This is a genomic window from Streptomyces sp. NPDC088387, assembly GCF_044753385.1.
In the GTDB taxonomy this organism is placed as follows: domain Bacteria; phylum Actinomycetota; class Actinomycetes; order Streptomycetales; family Streptomycetaceae; genus Streptomyces.
The window spans coordinates 489,959-513,363 of the sequence record NZ_JBIVNC010000005.1; the positions used below are offsets into that span (position 1 = coordinate 489,959).

General features: G+C 72.0%; 23 protein-coding genes. 7 read left to right on the forward strand and 16 right to left on the reverse strand.

The features are described 5' to 3' along the window. Position 1 precedes the first annotated feature (1 nt). On the reverse strand, positions 2-586 hold the full coding sequence (gene dut / locus ACIQAC_RS16830) for a dUTP diphosphatase (protein WP_402191574.1): 585 nt from the start codon (positions 584-586) through the stop codon (positions 2-4). Further along, positions 583-1,167, reverse strand: coding sequence for a PaaI family thioesterase (locus tag ACIQAC_RS16835; RefSeq protein ID WP_402191576.1), 585 nt, complete (start codon positions 1,165-1,167; stop codon positions 583-585). The genes dut and ACIQAC_RS16835 overlap by 4 nt, the downstream gene beginning before the upstream one ends. A 110-nt stretch (positions 1,168-1,277) precedes the next feature. Here ACIQAC_RS16835 and ACIQAC_RS16840 point away from each other — a divergent pair, with 110 nt between their 5' ends. Then, positions 1,278-1,742, forward strand: coding sequence for a DUF3093 domain-containing protein (locus tag ACIQAC_RS16840; RefSeq protein ID WP_402191578.1), 465 nt, complete (start codon positions 1,278-1,280; stop codon positions 1,740-1,742). A gap of 13 nt (positions 1,743-1,755) precedes the next feature. On the opposite strand, the gene ACIQAC_RS16845 is transcribed toward ACIQAC_RS16840, so the two are convergent. The 4 genes from ACIQAC_RS16845 to ACIQAC_RS16860 all read right to left on the reverse strand — a co-directional run bounded on the left by ACIQAC_RS16845 (position 1,756) and on the right by ACIQAC_RS16860 (position 5,308). Continuing rightward, positions 1,756-2,709, reverse strand: a complete 954-nt coding sequence (locus ACIQAC_RS16845) for a hypothetical protein (protein ID WP_402191581.1) — start codon at positions 2,707-2,709, stop codon at positions 1,756-1,758. Positions 2,710-2,722: 13 nt separating this feature from the next. Beyond that, positions 2,723-3,019: a DUF4193 domain-containing protein gene (locus ACIQAC_RS16850; protein ID WP_003993510.1), complete on the reverse strand. Its 297-nt coding sequence runs from the start codon at positions 3,017-3,019 to the stop codon at positions 2,723-2,725. 396 nt (positions 3,020-3,415) lie between these two features. After that, on the reverse strand, positions 3,416-4,648 hold the full coding sequence (locus tag ACIQAC_RS16855; protein ID WP_402191583.1) for a sensor histidine kinase: 1,233 nt from the start codon (positions 4,646-4,648) through the stop codon (positions 3,416-3,418). A 6-nt stretch (positions 4,649-4,654) separates the two neighbouring features. After that, complete coding sequence (locus ACIQAC_RS16860) at positions 4,655-5,308, reverse strand: response regulator transcription factor (protein WP_031165802.1); 654 nt, start codon at positions 5,306-5,308, stop codon at positions 4,655-4,657. A 438-nt stretch (positions 5,309-5,746) separates the two neighbouring features. Here ACIQAC_RS16860 and ACIQAC_RS16865 point away from each other — a divergent pair, with 438 nt between their 5' ends. After that, on the forward strand, positions 5,747-5,920 hold the full coding sequence (locus ACIQAC_RS16865; protein WP_402191585.1) for a hypothetical protein: 174 nt from the start codon (positions 5,747-5,749) through the stop codon (positions 5,918-5,920). A 185-nt stretch (positions 5,921-6,105) separates the two neighbouring features. On the opposite strand, the gene ACIQAC_RS16870 is transcribed toward ACIQAC_RS16865, so the two are convergent. Both ACIQAC_RS16870 and ACIQAC_RS16875 read right to left on the reverse strand, forming a co-directional pair. Then, a complete protein-coding gene (locus ACIQAC_RS16870) occupies positions 6,106-6,921 on the reverse strand; it encodes an inositol monophosphatase family protein (protein WP_402191587.1) in 816 nt (271 codons plus the stop codon). A gap of 8 nt (positions 6,922-6,929) precedes the next feature. Continuing rightward, the gene (locus ACIQAC_RS16875) at positions 6,930-8,057 is read right to left on the reverse strand and encodes a ferrochelatase (RefSeq protein WP_402191589.1); all 1,128 of its coding nucleotides are present in this window, start codon (positions 8,055-8,057) and stop codon (positions 6,930-6,932) included. A gap of 219 nt (positions 8,058-8,276) precedes the next feature. Here ACIQAC_RS16875 and ACIQAC_RS16880 point away from each other — a divergent pair, with 219 nt between their 5' ends. Beyond that, entirely contained in the window at positions 8,277-9,515 is a 1,239-nt protein-coding gene (locus ACIQAC_RS16880) for an MFS transporter (RefSeq protein WP_402191590.1), read from the forward strand. Continuing rightward, positions 9,475-10,794 carry a D-arabinono-1,4-lactone oxidase gene (locus ACIQAC_RS16885; RefSeq protein WP_402191593.1) on the forward strand — a complete coding sequence of 440 codons (1,320 nt, stop codon included), beginning with the start codon at positions 9,475-9,477 and terminating at the stop codon, positions 10,792-10,794. The genes ACIQAC_RS16880 and ACIQAC_RS16885 overlap by 41 nt, the downstream gene beginning before the upstream one ends. On the opposite strand, the gene ACIQAC_RS16890 is transcribed toward ACIQAC_RS16885, so the two are convergent. Beyond that, positions 10,718-11,596, reverse strand: coding sequence for a hypothetical protein (locus ACIQAC_RS16890; RefSeq protein ID WP_402191594.1), 879 nt, complete (start codon positions 11,594-11,596; stop codon positions 10,718-10,720). The two genes, ACIQAC_RS16885 and ACIQAC_RS16890, sit on opposite strands and share 77 nt — an antisense overlap. Before the next feature lie 470 nt (positions 11,597-12,066). On the opposite strand from ACIQAC_RS16890, the gene sepH reads away from it, so the two are divergent. Further along, on the forward strand, positions 12,067-13,101 hold the full coding sequence (gene sepH, locus ACIQAC_RS16895; RefSeq protein ID WP_402191596.1) for a septation protein SepH: 1,035 nt from the start codon (positions 12,067-12,069) through the stop codon (positions 13,099-13,101). 133 nt (positions 13,102-13,234) lie between these two features. Here sepH and ACIQAC_RS16900 read toward each other — a convergent pair whose 3' ends face one another. After that, the gene (locus tag ACIQAC_RS16900) at positions 13,235-14,086 is read right to left on the reverse strand and encodes a sulfurtransferase (RefSeq protein WP_402191599.1); all 852 of its coding nucleotides are present in this window, start codon (positions 14,084-14,086) and stop codon (positions 13,235-13,237) included. A gap of 296 nt (positions 14,087-14,382) precedes the next feature. Here ACIQAC_RS16900 and ACIQAC_RS16905 point away from each other — a divergent pair, with 296 nt between their 5' ends. Further along, positions 14,383-15,177 carry a VOC family protein gene (locus tag ACIQAC_RS16905; RefSeq protein WP_402191602.1) on the forward strand — a complete coding sequence of 265 codons (795 nt, stop codon included), beginning with the start codon at positions 14,383-14,385 and terminating at the stop codon, positions 15,175-15,177. Positions 15,178-15,250: 73 nt separating this feature from the next. Here the strand turns inward: ACIQAC_RS16905 and ACIQAC_RS16910 are convergent, their stop codons facing one another. From ACIQAC_RS16910 to ACIQAC_RS16925, 4 genes are all read right to left on the reverse strand, one after another. Continuing rightward, complete coding sequence (locus ACIQAC_RS16910) at positions 15,251-15,898, reverse strand: thymidine kinase (protein WP_402191605.1); 648 nt, start codon at positions 15,896-15,898, stop codon at positions 15,251-15,253. Positions 15,899-15,942: 44 nt separating this feature from the next. Beyond that, on the reverse strand, positions 15,943-17,136 hold the full coding sequence (locus tag ACIQAC_RS16915; protein ID WP_402191607.1) for an alkaline phosphatase family protein: 1,194 nt from the start codon (positions 17,134-17,136) through the stop codon (positions 15,943-15,945). After that, positions 17,136-17,732, reverse strand: coding sequence for a DUF5998 family protein (locus ACIQAC_RS16920; RefSeq protein ID WP_402191609.1), 597 nt, complete (start codon positions 17,730-17,732; stop codon positions 17,136-17,138). Before ACIQAC_RS16920 ends, ACIQAC_RS16915 begins: the two co-directional genes overlap by 1 nt. Positions 17,733-17,820: 88 nt before the next feature. Next, complete coding sequence (locus ACIQAC_RS16925) at positions 17,821-21,039, reverse strand: GNAT family N-acetyltransferase (RefSeq protein WP_402191611.1); 3,219 nt, start codon at positions 21,037-21,039, stop codon at positions 17,821-17,823. A 196-nt stretch (positions 21,040-21,235) separates the two neighbouring features. Between ACIQAC_RS16925 and ACIQAC_RS16930 the strand changes: the two genes are divergently transcribed. Beyond that, complete coding sequence (locus ACIQAC_RS16930; RefSeq protein ID WP_402191614.1) at positions 21,236-21,517, forward strand: HPr family phosphocarrier protein; 282 nt, start codon at positions 21,236-21,238, stop codon at positions 21,515-21,517. A gap of 192 nt (positions 21,518-21,709) precedes the next feature. Here ACIQAC_RS16930 and ACIQAC_RS16935 read toward each other — a convergent pair whose 3' ends face one another. Both ACIQAC_RS16935 and ACIQAC_RS16940 read right to left on the reverse strand, forming a co-directional pair. Next, positions 21,710-22,402 carry a GntR family transcriptional regulator gene (locus ACIQAC_RS16935; RefSeq protein ID WP_402191616.1) on the reverse strand — a complete coding sequence of 231 codons (693 nt, stop codon included), beginning with the start codon at positions 22,400-22,402 and terminating at the stop codon, positions 21,710-21,712. Positions 22,403-22,600: 198 nt separating this feature from the next. Next, positions 22,601-23,395, reverse strand: a complete 795-nt coding sequence (locus tag ACIQAC_RS16940) for a M23 family metallopeptidase (RefSeq protein WP_402191619.1) — start codon at positions 23,393-23,395, stop codon at positions 22,601-22,603. Between the last annotated feature and the right edge of the window lie 10 nt (positions 23,396-23,405).

Genomic DNA, 23,405 nt, shown 5'->3' on the forward strand with positions numbered 1-23,405 from the left:
GTCACTGTCCTTCCCGGTCGGATACGACCGAAGCGTATCGATACCCACCCGTCGTGCCGCCCGCGGCGGCATGACCGCTTGTGCCGCTTGTTGTGCCGCTCATACCGCTGTGTGCGCGGCTCGTCCCGTCCACGGACGCATGGCCCCCGGTGGACCCGAAGCCCCCTTCGGCCCGCGCCGAGCCGGGAAGTTCCGCCACCTCCTGGAAGCGGACCCTCTCGACCTGTTGGACGACCAGTTGGGCAATCCGGTCGAAGCGCTCGAACCGCACAGCCTCGCGCGGGTCGAGATTCACCAGGATCACCTTGATCTCCCCACGGTACCCGGCATCAACCGTCCCCGGGGCATTCACGAGGGCGACACCGCAGCGGGCGGCCAGACCGGATCTGGGGTGTACGAAGGCCGCGTACCCCTCGGGGAGCGCCACGGACACCCCCGTGGGCAGCACGGTCCGCTCGCCGGGCTTCAGCTCGCACGCCTCGGTGGTCCGCAGATCGGCCCCGGCGTCGCCCGGCTGCGCGTACGCGGGCAGCGGTACGTCCGGGTCGACGCGGCGGACCAGGACGTTCAGCGGGTCGCGGCTCACGGGTTCACCTCGAAGGCGCGGGTGCGCCGGATCTGGTCGGGGTCGTTCATGGCGGCCCGGATCTCCTCCGGGCGGCCGTTGTCGACGAAGTGGTCGACCTTCACCTCGATGAAGAGGGCGTCCGCGCGGACGGCGACCGGTCCGTCGGGGCCGCCGATGCGCCCGGTGGCCCTGGAGTAGATCTTCCGCCCGGCCACGGCGACCACCTCGGCCGCCAGGTGCAGGGTGGTGCCGACCGGCACGGGCCGCACGAAGTCGGTCTCCAGGCGGCCGGTCACCGCGATCGTGCGCAGCAGCCAGTTCAGCGAGCCGAGTGTCTCGTCGAGCGCGGTGGCCAGGACGCCGCCGTGCGCGAGGCCGGGCGCGCCCTGATGGGCGGGCCGGACGAGAAACTCGGCGGTGATCGACACACCGTCGCCCGCGCGGGCCTCCAGGTGCAGGCCGTGCGGCTGATCTCCGCCGCAGCCGAAACACTCGCCGTAGTGCGCGCCCAGCAGCTCGCCGGGGACGGGAGCGTCGGGGTGCCGTACCGGCGGCACGGCGTCGGCCGGCGGCCTCAGGACCGCGGAAGTACCACTCACGGCGCAGACCTTACCCGCCCGGCCGGTGCCCATCACCGCCGTGCCCGGCGGCTTTGCCGACGCCTGCCCTGCCGATGGCACGAAGCGGACACCATGCCAAGCTTGACGGTATGGAGCCCTCCGCCACCCCGTTCGAAGAACGTCTCACCGCGCCCAAGTCGTGGTGGGCCGTTTCCCTGCTGGTCGGTGTCGCCATGGCACTGGTCCTGTTGCCGTTCGGCACGCTGCCGCTGCTCGGCGGCCTGGTCGGCGGCACCGCGGTCGCGGCGGTGGCGGCGAGTTCGTACGGCTCGATCCGGCTGCGGGTGGTGGGCGGTTCGCTGATCGCGGGCGACGCGAAGATCCCGGTGACGGCCCTGGGCGAGGCGCACGTGCTGGACCCGGAGGAGGCGCGCGCCTGGCGCACGTACAAGGCCGACACACGCGCCTTTATGCTGCTGCGCGCCTACATTCCGACAGCTGTGCGGATCGAGGTGACGGATCCGGAGGACCCCACGCCGTATCTGTATCTGTCGACGCGCGAGCCGGAGCGTCTGCTGGAGGCGGTACGGCAGGCCAGGGCGGCGGTGGCCTGACGGGCGGGGCCGGTCAGGGGCCCAGCTGCTTGGGGTCGTCCCCGAGGGGCAGCGGTCTGGCCGGCTGCTCCAGCACCGGCAGCTCGCTGAGCGCGTCCCACGGCACCTGCATTCTGCGCAGGTCACCGCGGACCCGGGCCGCGAGCTTCTTGGTGTCCCGGCGGTTCATGACCGCGCCGACGGCGGCGCCCACCATGAACGGCATCAGGTTCGGCATGTTGCGCACCATGCGCTTCATGATCTGCTGGCGCAGTTCGCGCTTCAGCTGGCCACCGAGTGCGGAGTTGACCGACGCCGGTTTCAGGACGTCGATGCCGCGCTCGCCGGCCCACGACCGCAGATAGGCCGTGCTGCGCTCCTTGAGGTTGCCGGGCGGTCTGAGGCCGTAGACCTCGTGCAGTTCGGCGATCAGCTTCAGCTCGATCGCGGCGACACCGGTCACCTCCGCCGCCAGTTCGGTCGGCATCGCGGGCGGGACGGGCATCATCGCGGCCGCGCCGATCCCCGCTCCGACGGTCGCCGAGGCGTTCGCCGCTCCGGCGATCAGCTTGTCCGCGATCTGGTCGGGCCCGAGGCCGGGGAAATGCCTGCGCAGGGTCGCCAGGTCCCGTACGGGGACCCGCGGGGCCAGGTCGATGATGCGGTCGGCGAGAAGGGCCAGGGAGGTCCTGGCCCGGTTGCCGCCCTTGCGGGCGCCTTCCTTGGCCAGGTCCCTGGCCCGGTCCCGGATGACCGCCGCCCGGCGACGGGCGGCGGGCGCGGGGCCCTCCAGCGGTGCCGGGAGGTCGGTCCGGCAGGCCGCCGGTTCGAGCGAGGCCGTCCCCGCAGGGGCAGCTTCCGGGTCGGAGGCTCCCTCTTCGAAGGGGCCCCGCTCGTCGTCACGTACGCGCCTGGGACCGTCCGTCGGTCCCGTGTCCGCTCCCCGTCGGGGGAAGCGGCGCTTCCAGGGAGGGGTCGAGCCGGTCATGCCCGACCCGCCCTCAGTCGCAGTCGCGGCAGATCGGCTGACCGTTCTTCTCCCGGGCCAGCTGGCTGCGGTGGTGGACCAGGAAGCAGCTCATGCAGGTGAACTCGTCCTGCTGCTTCGGCAGTACCCGGACGGCCAGTTCCTCGTTCGAAAGGTCGGCGCCGGGCAGCTCCAGGCCTTCTGCGGCCTCGAACTCGTCCACGTCGACGGCCGAGGCGGACTTGTCGTTCCGCCGGGCCTTCAGTTCTTCCAGGCTGTCCGAGTCGACGTCGTCGTCGGTCTTGCGTGGGGTGTCGTAGTCGGTTGCCATGTCGCTCTCCCCCTCTGGGTGTCTAGCGGTGTCTCCAGCGCACGTAACGCGTGAGAGGCCGGACTTGTGCCCGACCCGAGGCGGAGATTTTGCCTCACATCAAGGTCTGTTACTCAATCGACACCCAACCGGATTCCCACAGAGTGATCGGCTTGGATGGCGAAGCGGACCGTACACGGTCCCAATGCCGCACTTCAAAGGCGTCTCACCGTGTACTTCCCGTGATCAAGGCCCCGGAAAACCCGGATTTTCCCGGCTTTCCGACGACTCAAACGATCACGGAGAGTATATGGCCGGAAAATCGCCCTTGTGATCGATCACACATGGGACTGCTCCGTCCGCTGCTTGAAAATTCAGCGCAAAGCGAACATCCCCGCGTGTGTCGGCGACATGATCTCAGACGGGAAGGGTGACACGCATCACGAGCCCGCCTCCTTCACGCGGCTGCGCCGCGATGTGCCCGCCGTGCGCCCTCGCCACGGACCGCGCGATGGACAGGCCGAGACCCACGCCCTTGTCGCTTCCCGTGCGCTCGGTGCGCAGCCGCCGGAACGGCTCAAAGAGGTTGTCGATCTCGTACGCCGGCACCACCGGGCCGGTGTTCGTGACCACCAGCACCGCGTGACCGTGCTGGATCCCCGAGTTCACCTCGACCCAGCCGTCCTCCGCGATGTTGTACCGCACGGCGTTCTGTACGAGGTTCAGCGCGATCCGCTCCAACAGGACACCGTTGCCCTGGACCACCGCCGGCTCGCGCGTACCGCGGATCTCCACACCCTTGGCCTCCGCCTCGCCGTACACCTGATCGATGGCTTGCGAGGCGACCTCGGCGAGGTCGACGGGCTTGCGCTCGACGATCTGGTTGTCGCTGCGGGCGAGCAGCAGCAGGCCCTCGACGAGCTGCTCACTGCGCTCGTTGGTGGCCAGCAGTGTCTTGCCGAGCTGCTGGAGCTCCACCGGCGCGTTCGGATCCGACAGGTGCACCTCCAGGAGCGTGCGGTTGATCGCGAGCGGGGTGCGCAGCTCGTGGGAGGCGTTGCCGACGAAGCGCTGCTGTGCGGTGAACGCGCGCTGGAGGCGCTCCAGCATGTCGTCGAAGGTGTCGGCCAGCTCCTTGAGCTCGTCCTCCGGTCCGTCCAGCTCGATCCGGCGCGACAGGTCCGAACCGGCCACCGCGCGGGCGGTACGGGTGATCCGGCCGAGCGGCGAGAGCACCCGGCCGGCCATCGCGTAGCCGAAGGCGAAGGCGATCACCGCGAGGCCGAGCAGGGTCAGCAGGGAGCGGCTGAGCAGGTCGTCCAGCGCGTGCTGGCGCTGCTGGTTGACGCACTCGTCCATCGCGTTGTTGAGCGCGGCCGCGCCCAGCTCGCTCGGGAAGTTGCAGATGTCGCTGGCCACCTGGCCCGAGAGCACCTTGAAGGGCAGCTGGCTGCCCACGTTCAGCGCGTTCGCCGCCAGCAGGTAGATGATCGACAGCAGCAGGATTCCCGCGATCAGGAACATGCCGCCGTAGAGCAGCGTGAGCCGTATCCGGATGGTGGGGCGCAGCCACGGGATGGGCGGCACCGGCCTCCGGGGGTCCCACGTGGGCTTGGGGGGCGCCTGGGGGGGCGCGGGAGTGGTCGTCACGTGCTATCAGATCCGGTATCCGGAGCCCGGGACGGTCACGATGACCGGGGGCTCGCCCAGCTTGCGACGCAGCGTCATGACGGTCACGCGCACGACGTTGGTGAACGGGTCGGTGTTCTCGTCCCAGGCCTTCTCCAGGAGCTGCTCGGCGGAGACCACCGCTCCCTCGCTGCGCATCAGCACCTCCAGCACCGCGAACTCCTTGGGTGCCAGCTGGATCTCCTTGCCGTCGCGGAAGACCTCGCGGCGGTTCGGGTCGAGCTTGATGCCGGCGCGCTCCAGGACCGGCGGCAGCGGGACACTGGTGCGCCGGCCCAGGGCCCGCACGCGCGCGATCAGCTCGCTGAAGGCGAAGGGCTTGGGGAGGTAGTCGTCGGCGCCGATCTCCAGTCCCTCGACACGGTCGCTGACGTCGCCGGAGGCCGTCAGCATCAGCACGCGGGTGGGCATGCCGAGCTCGACGATCTTCCGGCAGACGTCGTCGCCGTGCACCAGGGGGAGGTCACGGTCGAGGACGACCACGTCGTAGTCGTTGACGCCGATGCGCTCGAGGGCGGCCGCACCGTCGTACACGACGTCGACGGCCATGGCCTCCCGGCGCAGTCCGGTGGCCACCGCATCGGCGAGCAGTTGCTCGTCCTCGACGACGAGTACGCGCACGTCGCTGTCCTTCCTGTGTCCACCCGCGTAGCGCGAAGCCGCGCACGCGGGTAGGGGTCTCTGGGGAGTGTTGGCGTCCATCCTGCCCTTTTCGGCCGTAAGTCGGCGGTAAGCCGTGGGCGGCCATGTGACTGCCGGGTAGCCGTCGGGGCGTCGGATCTCGTGCCGCCGGGCGGGAATGCCGGACTTTCTCCTCCGGTTGAGGTTTCCACGGAAGGGAGCGGGGGGAGGACGGCTTTACACCCCGCGATCACGCTCTGCTTGCGCCGTTGCACCATGCGGCGCTCCACGGTCCACCCCTCGCAGAGTGGGCGTGGGTGTCCGGCACCGTCGCCGCCCGGCGCGGTCGTGCTGGGCACTTACGGAGACGTGATCGCCCCTTCTGAACGGCACACCCCCGTGCCACAAGACCCACGACCCAGGACGAGGGGGCGCAGCATGGACGCATTCACCGCAGGACTTCTGCAGCGCATAAGGGCGACCGAGTCCGACCTTACGCGCGCACTGGACGAGGGCGACGACTTCCTCGTCGAGGTGGAGCAGGGCGAGCTCGACGACCTGCGCCGTCTCGCGGCGGAGCACGGCGTGGAAGTCGGCGTCACCAGCGTCTGATCCAGCACATGCGCAGTACCTTGCAGGCTTCGGCACCTTGAAATACCTCCATACCCGCACAAGCTTCCGACCAGCACACACGCAACACGGCCGAGCCCCGGTGAATCCAGCACCGGGGCTCAGTCGTGTCCGGGGTCCGCGGAACCGGTCGCGGGTCCGCCGAGGGCGGACGGGGTCCGCGGAGGTCAGTCGTGCCAGGCTCCGAAGGTCTCCAGGAGCTCCTGGAGGGGCTCGAAGACGCCCGGGGTACCCGCGACCGCCAGATCGCGTGAGGGGCGTTCTCCGGGCCGGCCGCCGGTCAGGGCGCCCGCCTCCCGCGCGATCAGGTCGCCCGCCGCCATGTCCCAGGCGTTCAGGCCCCGCTCGTAGTAGCCGTCGAGGCGGCCGCAGGCCACGTCGCAGAGATCGACCGCGGCCGATCCGCCCCGGCGGATGTCGCGCAGCAGCGGGACGAGCCGGGCGGCGACCTGGGCCTGGTGCGCGCGGACCTCGGCGACGTAGTTGAAGCCCGTGGAGACCAGGGACTGCTCCAGGGGCGCGGTGGGCCGGCAGGCGAGGCGGCGCTCGCCGTCCCAGGCGCCGGTGGCGTGGGCGCCGCCGCCGCGTACCGCGTGGAAGGTCTCGCCGCGCATCGGGATCGCGACGACGCCGACGACGGTCTCGCCGTCCTGCTCGGCGGCGATGGAGACGGACCAGGTGGGCAGGCCGTAGAGGTAGTTGACGGTGCCGTCGAGGGGGTCGATCACCCAGCGGACGCCACTGGTGCCCTCGACGGAGGCGCCCTCCTCGCCGAGGAAGCCGTCGTCGGGACGGACCTCGGAGATCACGGCGGTGATCAGCTTCTCGGCGGCGATGTCCATCTCGGTCACGACGTCGATGGGGCTGGACTTGGTGGCGGCCACGGCCAGGTCGGCGGGGCGGCCGTCGCGCAGGAGCGCGCCCGCGCGGGCGGCGGCCTGCTGGGCGAGGGCGAGCAGGTCGGTGTGCAGGGGGTCCGTCACAGGAGTCCTCACGCGTAGGGGCTGTCGGCGCCCGCGGCGGCGGGGCGCGCGGTGCGGGCCGGACAGCAGCCCACGGGGCAGACGTTGTGGCTCGCGCCGAGGGTGCCGAGGGCGCACGGGGTGATCTCCCGGCCCCGTTCGGTCGCGGCGCGCTCGGTGATCAGTTCGCGGACCGCGGCGGCGAAGCGGGGGTCGGCGCCGACGGTCGCCGACCGGCGGACCGGCAGGCCCAGTTCCGCGGCCTTGGCCGTGGCCTCCGTGTCGAGGTCGTAGAGGACCTCCATGTGGTCGGAGACGAAGCCGATGGGGGCCATGACGACGGCCGGGACGCCCTCGCCGTGCAGCGTCTCCAGGTGGTCGCAGATGTCGGGCTCCAGCCAGGGGATGTGCGGGGCGCCGGAGCGGGACTGGTAGACGAGCTGCCAGGGGTGGTCGACGCCGGTGCGCTCGCGGACCGCGTCGGCGATGAACCGGGCGACGTCCAGGTGCTGTGCGACGTACGCGCCGCCGTCGCCGTGGTCCTCGACCGGGCCGGAGGTGTCGGCCGCCGCGTCCGGGATGGAGTGGGTCGTGAAGGCGATGTGGGCACCGTCGCGGACGTCCTCGGGAAGGTCGGCCAGGGACCGGAGCACGCCTTCGACCATGGGCTCCAGGAAGCCGGGGTGGTTGAAGTAGTGCCGCAGCTTGTCGACCCTGGGCGGCTCCAGGCCCTCGGCCTGGAGGGCGGCCAGCGCGTCGGCGAGGTTCTCGCGGTACTGCCGGCAGCCCGAGTAGGAGGCGTAGGCGCTGGTGGTGAGGACCAGGACGCGGCGGCGGCCCTCCTGGACCAGCTCGCGCAGGGTGTCGGTCAGATACGGCGCCCAGTTGCGGTTGCCCCAGTGGACCGGCAGGTCGAGGCCGTGCTCCGCGAAGTCCTTGCGGAGGGCGTCGAGCAGGGCGCGGTTCTGGTCGTTGATCGGGCTGACCCCGCCGAACAGGAAGTAGTGCTGCCCGACTTCCTTGAGGCGTTCCCTGGGGATGCCGCGCCCGCGTGTCACGTTCTCCAGGAAGGGGACCACGTCGTCCGGGCCCTCCGGGCCGCCGAACGAGAGCAGGAGAAGGGCGTCGTAGGGAGTGGCATCGAGCGCGTCTGGCATGTCTCCGATCCTGCCACCCGGCACTGACGGCGTGGAAACGGCGGGGTGCCCGACGCGGTCGAAGGGCGTCGGAGCGGGTGCGTTAGGGTCGCCTCACTCGTAAGCTGTATCGGCCATCTTTACGCCTGACACCGCCGCGAGGCGCCCTGTCCGCCGGGCCGTGCCCGGCCTCGGCCGGCCCGCTCGGCCGACCGACCCTTCCGAACCGCCGGAGACCACGTGCCCAGCCCCTACCGCGCCCTGTTCGCCGCCCCCGGCACCAGGGGTTTCGCCACGGCCGGCTTCCTCGGCCGGATGCCGCTGTCGATGATGGGCGTCGGCGTGGTCACGATGGTCTCGCAGCTGACCGGGCGGTACGGCCTCGCGGGCGCGCTCTCGGCGACCATCGCGCTGTCGGCCGCGGCGGCCGGCCCCCAGGTGTCCCGGCTCGTCGACCGGTACGGGCAGCGGCGGATCCTGCGTCCGGCGACGCTGGTGTCGCTCGTCGCGGCGGCCCTGCTGCTGCTCGCGGCGCACTACGAGTGGCCGGACTGGGTGCTGTTCGTGGCCTGTGTCGGGATCGGCTGTGTGCCGAGTGTCGGCGCGATGGTGCGGGCCCGCTGGGCCGCGCTGTACCGGGGGACGCCGCAACTGCACACCGCCTACTCCTTCGAGTCGGTCGTCGACGAGGTGTGCTTCATCTTCGGGCCGATCATCTCGATCGGTCTGTCCACGGCCTGGTTCCCCGAGGCCGGACCGCTCATCGCCGCCTGCTTCCTGGCGGTCGGTGTCTTCTGGCTGACCGCGCAGCGGGCCACCGAGCCGGCCCCGCACCCGCGCGAGCAGCAGAGCGCCGGTTCGGCCATGCGCTCCCCCGGCCTCCAGGTCCTGGTGACGACGTTCGTGGCGACCGGCGCGATCTTCGGCGCGGTCGACGTGGTCACCGTGGCGTTCGCTGACGAGCAGGGCCACAAGAGCGCGGCCAGTGTCGTCCTCGCGGTCTACGCGGCCGGATCCTGTGCGGCGGGCATGGTCTTCGGGCTGATGCACTTCAAGGGGGCACCCGAACCTCGCTGGCTGCTGGGCATCTGCGCCATGGCCGTGAGTATGATCCCCCTCCTACTGGTCGGAAACTTGCCGTTTCTGGCCGTGGCGCTGTTCGTTGCGGGTCTGTCCATCGCTCCCACGATGATCACGACGATGTCCCTCATCGAACAGCACGTACCACGCGCGCAACTGACCGAGGGCATGACCTGGATCAGTACCGGGCTGGCCGTGGGTGTCGCCCTCGGCTCCTCGGCGGCCGGCTGGGTGATCGACGCGGCCGGCGCGCGCGCCGGGTACGGGGTTCCGGCGGTGGCCGGGGCCGTCGCGGTCGCGGTCGGTTTCCTCGGGTACCGCCGGCTCAAGCGGCCGGCTCCGGGTCGGGGAGGCTCCGTTGAGCAGCACAACGAGCGGGAAGAACGGCACGCGGCGTAACTGGGGCGGCAATGTCGTCACCCGTGCCGCGCGGGAGGTCACACCCGCCTCGGTCGAGGAACTGGTCGCGGCGGTACGCGGGGCGGCGGAGGACGGGCTGACGGTGAAGGCGGTCGGCAGCGGCCACTCCTTCACGTCGATCGCCGCCACCGACGGGGTGTTGATCCGCCCTCAACTGTTGACCGGGATACGTGACATCGACCGCGAGGCGGGGACGGTCACCGTCGAGTCCGGCACCCCGCTCAAGCGACTCAACACGGCCCTCGCACGCGAGGGACTGTCGCTGACCAACATGGGCGACATCATGGAGCAGACGGTCTCCGGCGCCACCAGCACCGGCACCCACGGCACGGGCCGCGAGACCGCCTCCCTCGCCGCGCAGATCCGGGCACTCGAAATGGTCACCGCGGACGGCACGGTCCTCACCTGCTCCGAGAAGGAGAACCCGGAGATCTTCGCCGCCGCGCGGGTCGGCCTCGGCGCGCTCGGGGTCGTCAGCGCGATCACCTTCGCCGTGGAGCCGCTCTTCCTGCTCACCGCGCGGGAGGAACCCATGCCGTTCGACCGGGTCGTCGCCGACTTCGACGAACACGTCGCCGAGAACGAGCACTTCGAGTTCTACTGGTTCCCCCACACGGAGCGTTGCAGCACCAAGCGCAACAACCGCAGCGCGGGGCCCGAGCAGCCCGTCGGCCGGATCAGCAACTGGGTCGAGGAGGAACTCGTCTCCAACGGGGCCTGGCAGGTGGCGAACATGATCGGCCGCGCGGTGCCCACCACGGTCCCGACGATCGCGCGGATCGCCAGTCACGGGTGGTCCACGCGTACGTACACCGACATCCCGTACAAGGTCTTCACCTCCCCGCGCCGGGTGCGTTTTATGGAGATGGAGTACGCCGTCCCGCGCGCGGCCCTGAAAGAGACCCTGCGCGAACTGAAGGCCATGATCGAGCGGTCCCGGCTGCGGGTCAGCTACCCCGTCGAGGTGCGCACGGCCCCGGCCGACGACCTCGCGCTGTCCACCGCGGCGGGCCGCGAGTCGGCGTACATTGCGGTGCACATGTTCCGGGGCACGCCCTATCAGTCGTACTTCACCGCCGCCGAGCGCATCTTCACCGCGCACGAGGGCCGGCCGCACTGGGGCAAGGTGCACACGCGCGACGCCGGGTACTTCGCCGAGGTCTACCCGCGCTTCGCGGAGTTCACGGCGCTGCGGGACCGTCTTGATCCGGAACGGCGGTTCCAGAACGACTACTTGCGGAGGGTGCTGGGGTCGTAGCCGGCGCGCTGGGTGGGGCGGTGTCCGGGGGCGATCCGTCGCCGGACCCCTGCCCGTCCGTTTCACCGGTGCCACCGGTGCCCTCGCCCGGGGATCCGCTCGGCGTCGGCGTGGGGCCGGTCTCCGTACCGTCGCCGGAAGTGGCGCCGTCGGACGGGGTGGCGCCCGGGCCGCCCGGGGTGTCCTGGCTCGCTCCGGGGGTGGGTGTGGTGGCGGAGCCGTCGCCGGGGTCCGGGTCCCCGGTGTTTCCGGAGGACTTGCCTCCGCCGGAGAAGGCGTTGCCCACGGTGGTGCTGCCGCCGCCGCTGAAGCTCTCGCCGGACGCCAGCTCATAGGTGGTGATCCCGGCCATCGTGACGCCGAAGACCAGGGCAGCGGCGACAACGGGCCGCTTCCAGCTCCGCACCCGCGCGCGGTAGACGGTTCCCTCGGTGAATTCGCCCGGTCGGGGCGGGTGCTGGAGGTCCGGGCCGGCGGTCTTCGCGGACTGCCTCTGCGGGCCCGGGGCTTCGGGGGACGCCCGTGTCGCGTCGCCCGGCCGGGCCGGGACCTTCACCTCGCGGATCTGCTCGCCGGTGCGCTTGAGGAAGTGCTGGAAGACCGAGCCGCCACACGTGGCGATCACACTCACCACACCGGCGCCCAGGATGGTGCCGTACACCCCGAAGTACGAGGCGAGTTTGGCGGCCACCACCGCGGCGACGGCGCCACCCGCCACCTGGGGCACGTTCAGATCGATGCGCTTGTGCTTCACCTCCTCCCCGCTGTCCGGCTCGTGCATGACATCGGACCTTTCACGCATGCCGGGATCTTGCCTGCCTTTCCCGTACCTGGTCGGCCAGTTGTACGAGAGGGGGACGTACCGCCGAAATCAAAAGTTCCATTTCTGGTGATTCCGTGAAGTACGCCACGTTCATGATCGCTGGGCCCGCCTTGTGACGGCCAAGTGGCGCCGGATGCCCGAAGTTGGGTGGCGCGCCAATCCACGCACGTGGTCCAAATGGAGTACTGTTGCGAGCCCTGGGTCCGGTCTCCCGCCAGGGCGTCCGCGACCTTCAAGGACCGCCAGGAGGGGGATTGTTGCCCAGGGTGATGGAGTTGGTCACTTAGCGTTGCGAATAGGTAACCGTGCCATAACGGCGGTCCCGGGCCCGTGCCCGACACGCCGGGCAACTCGGCAAGGTTGTGGCAGGCTGCACCCGGGCAGGCCACACTCGACAAGCGGAAGCAGCGACGCACGTGACGTCGGCAGGCACCACCCGGGAGGTCCCCATGCCCGAACTGCGTGTCGTGGCCGTCTCCAATGACGGCACACGGCTGGTGCTCAAGGCTGCCGACGCAACGGAGTACACCCTTCCGATCGACGAGCGGCTGCGTGCGGCCGTCCGCGGTGACCGCCCCCGCCTCGGCCAGATCGAGATCGAGGTGGAGAGCCACCTCCGCCCCCGCGACATCCAGGCCCGTATACGCGCCGGTGCGTCCGCGGAGGAAGTCGCACAGATGGCCGGCATCCCGGTCGACCGCGTCCGCCGCTTCGAGGGCCCCGTGCTCGCCGAGCGCGCGTTCATGGCCGAGCGCGCCCGCAAGACTCCCGTACGCCGCCCCGGTGAGAACTCCGGACCGCTGCTCGGCGAGGCCGTGCAGGAGCGTCTGCTGCTGCGTGGCGCCGACAAGGACACGGTCCAGTGGGACTCGTGGCGCCGCGACGACGGCACATGGGAAGTCCTCCTCGTCTACGTCGTCGCGGGCGAACCGCACTCGGCGAGCTGGACCTACGACCCGCCGCGCAGACTCGTCCAGGCCGTCGACGACGAGGCCCGCTCGCTGATCGGCGAGTCCGACGACCTCGGCACCCCCGAGCCCAGCTTCCCCTTCGTACCCCGGATCGCCCGGCTGCCGCGCGACCGTCCGCTGGACCGCCCCACCGACCGCGAGCGACCGGTCCTGCCCGCGCAGGCGCCCGAGCCGGCGGAGGAGTCTGCCAGTGAACGCGACTCGCTGACCAGCCTCCTGGAGGCCGTGCCCAGCTTCCGCGGCGACCTGGTGGTGCCGGAGCGTCCCGCGGAGCCCGTGGTGGAGGAGCCCGCGGCCGAGCCGGAGGCCGAGGAGCCGCCGGCGCCCGCAGCCTCGGCCGGTTCCGCGTACGCGGACGTGCTGATGCCGCGGTCCGTGGGCAGCCACCGCGACCGTCTGATCGGGGCGACCGACCGCCAGGCCGAGGCCGACGGTGTCCGCCCCGGGCGCCGTGCCGCGGTGCCGAGCTGGGACGAGATCGTCTTCGGCACGCGCCGCAAGAAGCAGGAGTAGCCGAGCAGTTCGGACCGCGGGGACCGTGGGCCGAGGAGATCGCAAGTCGGCCGGGGAGTCCGGAGTCGGTCGCGCGGTCGGGAGTCGGCAGGGCCCGTGTCGGGTGTGACGCGGGCCCTTCGCCGTACGGCGGCTACTGCGGGTCCGGGCCCGTGGCGACCGGACGCCGCGCGTCCGAGGACCACTCGGACCAGGAACCGACGTACAGCGCGGCCGGAATGCCCGCCACCGCGAGGGCCAGCACCTCATGGGCGCCCGAGACGCCCGAACCGCAGTACACCCCCACCTCGGTGCCCTCGGCCGCGCCGAGCGAGCGGAAGCGCTCCCTCAACTTGTCGGCGGGCAGGAAGCGTCCGTCCTCGGCGACGTTCTCGGTGGTCGGCGCGGACAGCGCGCCGGGAATGTGACCGCCGACCCGGTCGATCGGCTCCACCTCACCCCGGTACCGCTCCCCCGCGCGGGCGTCGAACAACGCGCCGGAGCGGGCCAGCGCCGCGGCCTGGTCGGCGTCGAGCAGTCCGGTACCGCTGGAGACCGGCTCGAAGTCACCCTCGGCGGGCGCCGGAACGTCGGTCGAGAGAGGGCCCTCCCACGCGGGCAGGCCACCGTCCAGTACCCGCACGCGCGGGTGCCCCGTCCAGCTGAGCAGCCACCACGCGCGTGCCGCCGCCCAGCCCTGACCGCCGTCGTACACGACCACCGGCGTCGTCGAGGAGACACCGGCCCGGCGCATCGCGGCGCCGAAGACCGCCAGGTCGGGCAGCGGATGCCGGCCCCGTCCGCCGGGCGCCGAGGCCAGGTCCTGGTCCAGATCGACGTAGACGGCTCCCGGGACGTGACCCGCGGTGTACTCGGCGCGGCCGTCGAACGGCGGCTCGCCGGCGGCCTTCGCCACACTGAGCTGCCAGCGGACGTCGAGCAGCACTGGCGGGTTCGCGCCCGCCAGGTCGCTCGCGAGTTCGGTTGCGGAGATGATGGCGTTCATGGCCACCATCCTTGCGTACGGGGTGGCTTTGGCGTGCGGGTCCGGCTACTGTGCACGGCCGGACACACCCGGTCACGTGCCGTACGGGACCGGGCACATGCTGTACAGCCGATCGACACCCGTGGGCAAGGGCGTGGAAACGGGCGGGCAACCGCGCGGCGGGCATCCTCCGGGCAGACGCCCTGATGGGCGGCGTGCCCGGAACGCACCGCCGCGCCCGGGGTGCGAGCATCGGCACGGGGATCCTGAGTGTGGATGAGAAGCGGACCCCGCCAGGGGCCGAGGAGAGGGAGACGATGACCGAGGCACGGGGGTCGGCCGGCGACGAGCACGCACGGTACGCGCCCGGCACACCCTGCTGGGTGAGCCTGATGGTGCACGACCTTGAGGCGACGCAGGACTTCTACCGCGAGCTGTTCGGCTGGGAGTTCCGCGAGGGCCCGCAGCAACTGGGTGCCTACGTACGGGCCGTGCGGGACGGCCGCGAAGTGGCGGGAATCGGCCAACTGCCGCCGGACCGGCACCTTTCGATCGCCTGGACCCCGTATCTGGCCTCGGACGACGTGGACGGCACCGCCGACACGGTACGGCTGTGCGGCGGCACCATCGGCGTGGGCCCGCTGGACGCGGCGGAGGCGGGCCGGCTGGCGATCGGCTCGGACCCGGCCGGGGCCGTCTTCGGCATCTGGCAGGGCGGGGTCCATGTCGGCTCGGTGGTCGGCGGGGTGCCGGGCGCGGCCGTGTGGAACGAGCTGCGGACCTTCGACACCGTGGGCGTCGCGAAGTTCTACGAGACGGTGTTCGGCTTCGAGCAGCGGCCGGTGGACTCGGCCGACCTGGACTACGTGACGCTGGCGCTCGACGGCCGGCCGGTCGCCGGCATCCACGGTGTGGGCAACGCGCTGCCGCGTGACCAGGGGCCGCACTGGATGACGTACTTCGAGGTCGCCGACGCGGACGAGTCCGTGGCCCGGCTCGTGGAGCTGGGCGGCCGTGTCCTCGACCCGGCCCAGGACAGTGCGCACGGGCGGGTGGTGACGGTGGCGGATCCGGAGGGGGCGCGGTTCTCGCTGGTGCAGGATCCCCGCTGAGTCGGCCTCGCGGGGGCGTTCGACACGCGGTTCCGGTTCTCCGCGCGGGGCGTTCCGGCGCGCGGTGTGGGCGTCAGTTCGTCGCGACCGGGAGGACGTCCGGGGACAGGGCCGCCGCGTGGGCCGACGCGGACGTCATCCGGCGGCGGTGGTGGCGCCGGCACAGCACCTCGTAGCCCACGGCGTCCGCCTGGTTGACGTCGCCGACGACCACCTGGGCGCCCTCGACCACCATCTGGCCGCCGAGCGTGCGCGCGTTGTGCGTGGCCCGCGCGCCGCACCAGCACAGCGCCTCGACCTGGAGCACCTCGACCCGGTCGGCGAGTTCGACGAGCCGCTGCGAGCCGGGGAAGAGCTTGCTGCGGAAGTCGGTGGTGATGCCGAAGGCGTAGACGTCCAGGCCCAGATCGTCGACCACGCGCGCGAGCTGGTCGATCTGCTCCGGTGCCAGGAACTGCGCCTCGTCGGCGATGACGTAGTCCGCGCGGCCGCCGTGCGAGAGGTGCTCGACGAGGTAGGCGTACAGGTCGGTGCCGTCGGCGACCTCCACCGCGTCGGTCACCAGGCCGAGGCGCGAGGAGAGCTTGCCCTCGCCCGCGCGGTCGTCGCGGGTGAAGATCATGCCCACAAGGCCGCGTGCGGAGCGGTTGTGCTCCATCTGGAGCGCGAGGGTCGACTTTCCGCAGTCCATGGTTCCGGAGAAGAAGACCAGCTCGGGCATGGGAAGTTGGGCACCTTTCGGGCGGGACGGGCGGGGCTGATGCCTCAGGAGCGTACTTCGAGCAGCGGGACGAACTGCTCGGCGGGGGTCATCGAGCCGTGGTTGCCGACCATGGCCGACTCCTTGGGCTCCCGCTCGGAGGCGATGATGAGCACGTCGTCACGTGCGGCCGCGATCACGTCGCCGAGACGCGCGTACACCCGCTCGTCGATCCGTGGCCCGAACCAGCCCGCGGCGATCGCCTCGTCCCTCGACGCCACCCAGAACTGCTCGCCGAGGACCTCGCGCCAGCAGGTCACCACGTCGTTCGCCGCGCCGGGCACCGCGTAGACGTGGCGGGCGCGGCCCTCGCCACCGAGCAGGGCCACACCGGCGCGCAGTTCCCAGTCAAGGTCGAAGTCGATGCGGTGGTCGTCGTCGAAGGGCACGTCGACCATGCCGTGGTCGGCGGTGACGTAGAGCGCGGTGCGCGGCGGGAGTTGCCCGGCGAGGCGCTGGACCAGACGGTCGACGTACATCAGCTGGCCGCGCCAGGTGTCCGAGGCGACTCCGTAGCGATGACCGGCGCCGTCGAGTTCGGCGTAGTACGTGTAGACCAGGGAGCGGTCGCCGGCGGCGAGTTGCTCCGCGGCGAGGTCCATCCGCTCCTCGCCGGTGAGGCGCCCGTGGAAGGTGCCGCCGCTGAGCGCGACCTTGGTGAGCGGGGTGTTCTGGAAGGTCGGCGAGGAGACCTGGGCGGCGTGCACGCCCGCCGCCTCGGCGAGTTGGAAGACCGTGGGGTACGGCTGCCAGACGCCGGGCTCGGTCCACGGCTGCCAGCGGAGCTGGTTCATCAGCTCGCCGGTCGCCGGATTGCGCACGGTGTAGCCGGGCAGGCCGTGGGCGCCCGGCGGGAGGCCGGTGCCGACGGAGGCGAGGGAGGTCGCGGTGGTGGCCGGGTAGCCGGTGGTGAGCGGGCGGCCGGTGCCGCCGCGGGAACTCCCGAGCAGCGAGGTGAGGTACGGGGCCTCGTCCGGGTGCGCCCTGAGCTGCTCCCAGCCGAGGCCGTCGATCAGGAAGACACAGGCCCGGTCCGCGGGGTTCAGCTCGGTGATCGCCGCGGTCGCCCCGGGTACGCCCATGCCGGCGGCCAGGGTGGGCAGCAGGTCGGCGAGCGAGCCCGTGCCGTACTCGGGGCGGGGGGCGGAGTCGACGGCGAGGGGTTCGGGGTGGGCGTCCCAGGCGGCGGGCGTCACCATCAGCGCGTGACGTCCGCGGTCGCCTCGGAGAGGGCCTGGGCGAAGGCGAGCGCCTCGCGCACGGTCTCCGGGCCGTCGCCGGCCTCGCTCACCCGCAGGCTGAGGTCGTCGGCCGTCGAACTGCCCGTGTACCCGTGGTCCGCCTCGCAGTTCGGGTCGCCGCAGGCGGCGGGCTCCAGGTCGAGCCGGGACACCGCGCCCCAGCCGATGGTCAGCACGACCTCGCGCGGGAGCGTGCCCGGCGTGTACGACTCCGGGTTGGCGACGACGCGGCTCAGCACGACCGACGAGATCCGGCCGAGCTTCACGGACTCGGTCGACGTCGTGGCGTACGGCGTCGGGGAGGTGCTGTCGGCGGCCTGCTCGTCGGTGTGGCTGACGATGAAGCGGTGGTCGCTCAGGACGAGCACGGTGACATGCCGCCGGACCTCGTTCTGGTCGAACGTCGTTTCCTGGTGGACAAGGTACGACCGGATGGGCTCGCCGCCCACGGCGGCCTCCACCGCCTCGGCCACGAGGGCCGGGTAGTAGCCGCTGCGCTCGATCGCCGCCCGCAGCCCCTGGGTCGTCGTACTGGTCTTGGCCATGTCGTCCATCCTACGGTGACCCACTGACTGCGAGGCACCGCTCGGGAAGGTCCGCAGGCCGCCGGGCGCGGGGTGTTCGTTCTCCGCGGGGCACGGGTCAGTACACCGGCAGTGTGCGGGGGCCCAGGTCGTCGCGGGCCGGGGGCGGGGCCAGGCGGACGGACGCGCCGAGGGCGGTCAGGCCGGTCGTGGCGACGACGACCGGTTCCAGGGTCACGGCGACCACCTCCGGGTGGTCGTCGACCAGCCGGGACACCCGCAGGAGCAGCTCCTCCAGGGCCGGGGTGTCCACGGGTGCCGAGCCGCGCCAGCCGAACAGCAGAGGTGCCGTGCGGATCGAGCGGACGAGGGAGGTCGCCTCGCGGTCGGTGACCGGGATCAGCCGGTGCGCGATGTCGTCGAGCAGCTGGGACGCGGCCCCGGCGAGGCCGAACGACAGCACCGCCCCCGCCGCCGGGTCGATCACCGACCGCACGACGGTGTCCACGCCGCGCGGTGCCATCCGCTGGACCACCGGACGCAGCTCCTCCGGCTTCCCGAACAGCCCGGTCAGCTCGGCGTACGCGCGCAGGAGCTGCTCCTCGTCCGCGAGGTCCAGCCGTACGCCGCCGAGGTCGGCGCGGTGGCGCAGGTGCGGGGCGGTGGCCTTGAGGGCGACCGGGTAGCCGAGGGCACGCGCGGCGGCGACGGCTTCCCCGGGGGTCGGGGCGGGCAGCGCGCGCTGGACCGTGATGCCGTACGTCCCGAGCAGTTCGCAGGTGTCCTCGGTGCCGAGGGTGAGCCCCTGCCCGCGCGCGAGGAGGCCGTCGATGAGCCGGGCGGCGCCCTTCTCGTCGATGTCCTCGTACTCCGGCACCCGGCCGGGGTCGGCGGCCTCCCGGCGCCACTGCCCGTACCGCACGGCCTCGGCGAGCGCGCGCACGGCCCGCTCGGTGGCGGGGTAGGCGGGGAGGGGGGCGGGGTCGGGGTCGGGGGCGGGGTCCGGGCCGTCGGCCGGGTGGTGGGTCGGCTCGGGAAGACGGGCGCCTGCGGACGGGTGGGTGGGTGCGGGCGGGGTGCCTGGGCCGGTGGCGGGCGACTGGGCCGGGGCGGAGGCCTTTGAACCCGGCTGCGGTACCGGTGCGGCACCTGGGGGCGTCGAGCCGGTCTGCCACCCGGGCACGGGGCCGGCTGCCTGCGAACCCGCGAGCGACGTTGCCGGGCTGCTGGGCGCCTCCGGCGAACCCGGCACGGTGCCGCTTGCTTGCGAACCCGGCATGGGGACGCCTGCCGGCGAACTCGGAACGGTGCCACCTGCCGGCGAACTCGGAACGGTGCCGCCTGCCGGCGAACCCAGCACGGTGCCGCCTGCCGGCGAACCCGGCGCGGGGACGCCCGTCGGCGTCCCGGTCCACGACGCCGCCGTGCCGCCGACCGGCACCGGACCCCCCTGCCGCACCGTGCTCGTCGCCGCCGACAGCGCGTCCGCCAGTCCCCCGAGTTCCACATGGACGACGAGCACCGGCTTGGCCGGGACGACCGCCGCGGCCGATCTCAGGGCCTCCGCCAGCGCCGCGTCACCCGCGGACCGCTCGCCCACCATGGGTATCGCGGTGACGACGACCGCGTCGCACGAGTCGTCGCCCAACGCGCGTGCCAGCGCGGTCCGGAAGTCGTCCGGTGACGCCGCCGTCGTGAGGTCCAGCGGCGGCAGCGGCCGCAGCCCCTCGGAGAGGCACGCGTCGTAGGTGAGCAGGCCGAGCGACTCGGAGTTGCCGAGGATCGCCACGCGCGGGCCCGCCGGAAGCGGCTGGCGCGCGAGGAGCAGGCCCGTGTCGACGAGTTCGGTGATCGTCTCGACCCGGATCACGCCGGCCTGCCGCAGCAGCGCGGACACGGTGTTGTGCGGCAGCCGCGTCGCGCGTACGGCGTGTCCCTGGGGTGCGGCGCCGCCGTGCCGGGCGCCCTGCACCACAACCAGCGGCTTCGCGGCGGCGGTCCGGCGCGCGAGGCGGGTGAACTTGCGCGGGTTGCCGATGGACTCCAGGTACATGAGGGCGACGTCGGTGTCCGGGTCGTCGTACCAGTACTGGAGGACGTCGTTGCCGGAGACGTCCGCGCGGTTGCCGGACGAGACGAACGTGGACACGCCGGTGACGCCGGTGACCCCGCCGCCGCGCCGGTGCAGCCGGGACAGCAGGGCGATGCCGATGGCGCCGGACTGGGCGAACAGCCCGATCCGGCCCGGCCGCGGCGGCTCCGGGGCCAGTGACGCGTTCAGCCGGACGTCGGGCGAGGTGTTGATGATCCCGAAGGCGTTGGGGCCGATGAGCCGCATGCCGTACGAGCGCGCGTGCCGCACGAGTTCCCGCTGGCGCGCCCTGCCCTCCGGCCCGCTCTCCGCGTACCCGGCGGAGATCACGACCAGTCCCTGCACGCCGTGTTCGCCGCACTCGGTGACGACGTCGGGCACGTGGTCGGCGGGCACGGCGACGACGGCGAGATCGACCGGTCCCTCGATCTCGCGCACCGAGCGGTGGGCCGGAACGCCGTCGAACTCCTTCTGCTCCTCGGGGAACGCCCTGTTCACGGCGTGGAGCCGGCCGGTGAAGCCGGCGTCGCGGATGTTGTCGAGGATGCTGCGGCCGACGCCGCCCGGCGCGCGGCCGACGCCGATCACGGCGACCGAGCCGGGCGCCAGCAGCCGCCGTACCGAGCGGGCCTCTGCGCGCTGCTCCCGCGCGTGCTGCACGGCCATGGAGCGGTCGGTGGGTTCGAGGCCGAACTCCAGGCGTACGACACCGTCCTCGAAGCTGCGCTTCTGGGTGTACCCGGCATCCGTGAACACCTTGATCATCTTGGAGTTGGCGGGCAGCACCTCGGCGGCGAACCGGCGGATGCCCCGCTCGCGCGCGACGGCGGCGATGTGCTCCAGAAGGGCGGAGGCGACACCGCGTCCCTGGTGGGCGTCCTGGACGAGGAAGGCGACCTCGGCCTCGTCGGAGGGGCCGGTCGCGGGCAGGCCGCCGGCCCCGATCCGGTCGTAGCGTACGGTGGCGATGAACTCGCCGCCGATGGTGGCCGCGAGTCCCACCCGGTCCACGAAGTCGTGGTGTGTGAAGTGGTGGACGTCCTTGGCGGACAGTCGTGGGTACGGCGCGAAGAAGCGGTAGTACTTCGACTCGTCCGAGACCTGCTCGTAGAAGCTGACCAGGCGGTCGGCGTCATCAACAGTGATGGGCCTGACGCGGGCGGTGCCCCCGTCGCGCAGCACCACGTCCGCCTCCCAGTGGGCGGGGTACTCGTGCCGGTCCGGCCGGTCCGCGGACGTCTGCATGGGCCCCAGAGTACGGCTCGCGTACGACAACGGCGCGAGGCAGTCTGTGGGGAACCGCGGGCGGGCACAAGGACGGAAGCCGGGCCGAGGCCGCGGTCCGACGACACTCCCGGACAGGGCGAACACCCGCTCCGGGCACACGTCCCGATATGGGACACTGGTCTAGACAACCCTGAACACCGAAGGGCAGCAACACATGGCTGAGCGCCGCGTCAACGTCGGCTGGGCCGAGGGTCTCCACGCCCGCCCCGCCTCCATCTTCGTCCGGGCCACCACGGCCACAGGCGTCCCCGTGACGATCGCCAAGGCCGACGGCAGCCCCGTCAACGCGGCCTCCATGCTGGCCGTGCTCGGCCTGGGCGCCAAGGGCGGCGAGGAGATCGTGCTGGCCTCCGACGCCGAGGGCGCGGACGCGGCCCTCGACCGTCTGGCCAAGCTGGTCGCGGAGGGTCTTGAGGAGCTCCCCGAGACCGTCTGACAGATCTCTCCGGCGGAAATGAAGCCGCGTCGCCCACCGGCGGCGCGGCTTCGCCGTTTCCTCGCCGGGCCCGCCCGATTTCATGGCGGGCACATCGCGATAAAGAGCGGAGAACTTCCGCACCGAACCGGAAAATGGCAGCCGGAATTCACGGCCACCAAATATCCCCACTCTTTGTATACGGCGCCTTTGTTAAAGCCGCTGGCCCGACATGTTTACGGGATGTTGCGAAGTCCTCACACGGTCGGCGGCGCCGCCCCCGTGGAAGCGCAGGCGGTGCGCGGCCGTGGCGCGCTCGGTGTGCTGTGCGGTGACGGCACGCGCGCGTTCGCTGTCGCCGCGCACCACGGCGTCCACGATGGCGCCGTGCTCGGCCCAGGAGTCCGCGGGCGCGAGCGGCGCCTCGACCGCGTACATCCACGCGATCTTGTGCCGCAGCTGGGTCAGCATGGAGATCAGGGCGGGGCTGCCGGAGGCCTGGGCGAGGGTCTCGTGGAACCAGCTGCCCAGGGAGCGCAGGTCGTCGCTGTTGCCTCTCCTGGCCCGCTCCTGGCCGAGCCGGACCAGACCGCGCAGCACCTTCAGATGCGCCTCGGTGCGCCGCTGGGCGGCCCGCGCGGCGCCGAGCGGCTCCAGCAGCATCCGCATCTCCAGCAGGTCGGCGGCCTCCTGCTCGGTGGGTTCCGCCACGCACGCGCCCGCGTGCCGCCGGGTCACCACGAAGCCCTCGGCCTCCAGTGTGCGCAGTGCCTCCCGGACGGGGACGCGCGAGACGCCGTAGCGGCGGGCGAGGACTTCTTCGGTGAGTCGGCCGCCGCGCTCGTAGACACCGGCGACGATGTCGTCCCGGATCGCGGTGCACACCGAGTGCGCCGGAATTCGCATGACCGACCTCCGCCTTAATCCCCGTGAAACGTCGACGATGGACGCGTGTTCCGTGACTCTATTGCAATGCGCGTGAATATCCGACGGGAGACCGGAATCCAGGGATATTTTTTGGACAGACAACGCGCGGAAACGACGAAAGCCCCGGCGGGGCAGCCGGGGCCTGTCGTCGGTACGGCGGTGTACCGCGCGGGAGCGTCAGAGGCTCACGCCGTGCGAGCGGAGGTAGCCGACCGGATCGATGTCCGAGCCGTACTCCTGGGTGGTGCGGGCCTCGAAGTGCAGGTGCGGGCCGGTCACGTTGCCGGTGGCACCGGACAGGGCGATCTGCTGGCCGGGGGTGACCGTCTGGCCGACCGACACGCCGATGGACGACAGGTGGCCGTACTGGGTGTACGTGCCGTCGTTCATCTTGATGACGACCTGATTGCCGTACGAGCCGCCCCAGCCGGCCTCGACGACCGTGCCGGAGCCGACCGCGTGGACGGACGTGCCGCTCGCGGCGTGGAAGTCGACGCCGGTGTGGCTGCCGGAGGACCACAGGGAGCCGCCGGCCTGGTAGCCGGTGGAGACGTACGAGCCGGTGATCGGCGTGACGTAGGTGTTGAGGCGCTTGCGCTCGGCCTCGCGGGCGGCGCGCTCCTCGGCCTCGCGTTCCTTCTTGGCGAGTGCTTCGGCCCGCTTCTTGGCGGCCTCTTCGGCGCGCTTCTTGGCGAGCGCCTCGGCCTTCTTCCGCGCCGCCTCTTCGGCGGCCTGCTTCTGGGCGGCGGCCTGTGCGTCGATCTGTGCAGCGACCGAGTCGCCGATGCTGATGACCGGCAGCAGTCCGGTCTCCTCGACGGCCGGCTCGGCGGCGAGCGCCGGAGCTGCCAGGGAGCCGATGACGCCGGTGGTGGTGAGGGCCGCGACACCCGCCGCGCGGGCGGTGGTGCGCTGTATTCGGCTGGGACGACCGGTACGCCGGTGCTTCCCGGTGGCGCGCGTGAACGCCATGGAGTGGCTG